This window comes from Sporofaciens sp. SGI.106 (assembly GCF_050314255.1).
Taxonomy (GTDB): domain Bacteria; phylum Bacillota; class Clostridia; order Lachnospirales; family Lachnospiraceae; genus Claveliimonas.
On sequence record NZ_JBNPMZ010000049.1, the window covers coordinates 1 to 1587 of the forward strand.

Sequence of the window (1587 nt, forward strand, 5' to 3'; positions counted from 1 at the left end):
TGTAATAGGAAAGTTCTCCTGCCGGAGAACCCTTGATAAGAAAAAGCCCGCACGGAGGCGGGCAGGGAAAATAAAGTGACGTGTTAGAAGATAAAAAAACCATCTTCAACATCCTCACCGAATACATCTTCATGTAAAAAGTAATCCATATCAAGAAGGTCACTGTCTCGCATTCTTTTAATCATATCTGCTGTCATACCTTCAGGTGGATTTTGGGTGTATTTTTCTCTGAGTTTCTTTACAAGTTCTTTTTCTGTAATAGTATTCATAAGCATAGTCTCCGTTCGGGATAAGATACGTTGATTGTATCACAGAACAGAGAGGCAAGATATAGTTTCTTACAGTCAGGCAGGTGAACGACAGGCGTGTTTCGCCATAGCCCTTTCATACATTTCTTGCAAAGAAACAGGTTTGTGATTGTAATAAACTTCAAGAACAGACATTGTATTTCCGCAATGCTGACATTTTAAAGGGTCATATCCGAAAGAGGATAAAATAGAAGGACGCCATTTATTAAAACTGAGAAGGATATGGTGCTTTTCTCGGGAAATGGCACGATGTAATCTTTTATCACTGTCACGATGCCTTGCATATATGCCATAGTAGCGAATCATTTTAAAGTGTTTCTCAGGTATATGACGAATGAGACGTTCGATGAATTCCAATGCAGGAATAGATTCGACAATCAGTTTATTATCTTCATGGCGATTGTAATGGAAAGTAACAGTATCTCCATCATAGGAATCTATGCGTGAAGTGGCGATCACAGGACGTCCAAGATAACGACCAATATATTTGATGACTTTATCAGGTTCACAGTCCTTGGGTTTGGCAAAGACATAGAAACCATCTGGAGTGATACGATAAATCAACGCTTTTGTAGGCTTGAAAGAGTCACCAAGTTTTTCATGCATGATATTTAAGAGAGCAGTACGGAAAGCAAAACGTAAAAAAGGAAAGCTAAAGTGTTGAAAGCGACGCCAAGAGGTGAATCTTCCAGAGGCACCTTCCGAAATCAGGCAGTGGATATGAGGATTCCATTTGAGGTCGCGACCGAAGGTGTGAAGGACAGAGATGAAACCAGGTGTAAAAGCTTCAGATTTGTTTTCTTTATAAAACATACGTAAAACAACGCTTTGGACAGCGGAAAAGAGACAGTTCAGTAAAGAACGGTCTTCGAGAAAAAAGTGGCGTAATTCCTCAGGGATTGTAAAGACACAATGTCTGTGTTTGCAATACATGAGTTTAAAAGACATAGAGGTAGTGCGGTCAATGGAGTACATATTCCCGCAAGTAGGACAGAATCGGCTGTGACAACGAAAAGGTACGAATTTATAGTTCCCGCATTTATCACAGATGTACATTGCCCCACCAAAGGAAGCATCACCACAGTTAAGCATCTTGTCTACATTCTCAAGGACAGAATTGCGAGGATGTAAAAGATAAAGCATTTCTTCATAATGGTCATTAAAGATTTCCTGTAAAACGTTCATAAGACTATTATGAGGGAAAATGAGAGAAAAAGAAACCCCTAACCCCTCAAGATTGAGGGGAAGGGGAGTTGAAGTGTCAAAGACACTTTTTTAT

Annotated in this window: 2 protein-coding genes; both read right to left on the reverse strand. The window is 39.6% G+C overall.

The genetic code is table 11. The features are described from left to right. Positions 1-83: 83 nt before the first annotated feature. The gene (locus ACQRCC_RS15490; RefSeq protein WP_427851644.1) at positions 84-269 is read right to left on the reverse strand and encodes a hypothetical protein; all 186 of its coding nucleotides are present in this window, start codon (positions 267-269) and stop codon (positions 84-86) included. Positions 270-344: 75 nt separating this feature from the next. Then, positions 345-1493, reverse strand: a complete 1149-nt coding sequence (locus tag ACQRCC_RS15495) for an IS91 family transposase (RefSeq protein WP_427851645.1) — start codon at positions 1491-1493, stop codon at positions 345-347. Between the last annotated feature and the right edge of the window lie 94 nt (positions 1494-1587).